Here is a 544-nt window from a genome sequence, read left to right as displayed (position 1 = left end):
CTTCATCTTGCCGATGTGATGTCGGCGGGCACCGTTATATTTGTGCGGCATGCTGAACCAATAATGCTATTTTCGATCCCCGCCGCATAGATGCAAAACGTTGAAATCATATCCGTGCACCAACGCCGACTTTCTTCGGTTTCTGCATTTTCCTGCCGGCTCACGGTTGAGGGCGCAGCCCCCCTCCCCTCCCCTGCAGGTCTGTCCTCCGTCTTTCCAAACTCGGTTTCCTCCGTCTGCCGGCCGATGAGTGTCAGAATGCCGGTCCGGCTCAGGAGTGTTTCCGGGGCTTGCCGGTCAATCCGGCGTCGCAGCGCCAGAAGCCTGGCAGCCCGGGTCAGTTCGTGGGTCGGTGCACGCTTGTCGGTGCCTGCGTCATGCAGAACCAGATCCTCAAGATGCACAAGGTCTCCGTCGAGTGCCATGGAGGCGCATGTGTCGAACAGGTGCGAGCGGCTGCGCACGCCGTCGTTCAGATCGGGGGTGCGCCGCAGCCGTTCGTCCGCGCGCGTCAGCAAACGGCTGGCGCGATCGAGCGGGTCGG

At 61.8% G+C, this 544-nt stretch carries 1 pseudogene; it reads right to left on the bottom strand.

The window, feature by feature from the left end:
• Positions 1 to 2: 2 nt before the first annotated feature.
• Positions 3 to 544 (bottom strand): annotated as a pseudogene (locus FMN63_RS29530) (hypothetical protein); the annotation flags it as partial.

Origin of the sequence: Stappia sp. BW2 (assembly GCF_008107695.1) — a bacterium.
Lineage (GTDB): Bacteria > Pseudomonadota > Alphaproteobacteria > Rhizobiales > Stappiaceae > Roseibium.
Note: the sequence above shows the minus strand (reverse complement) of the source record. Positions and strands in the feature narration are given on the sequence as shown.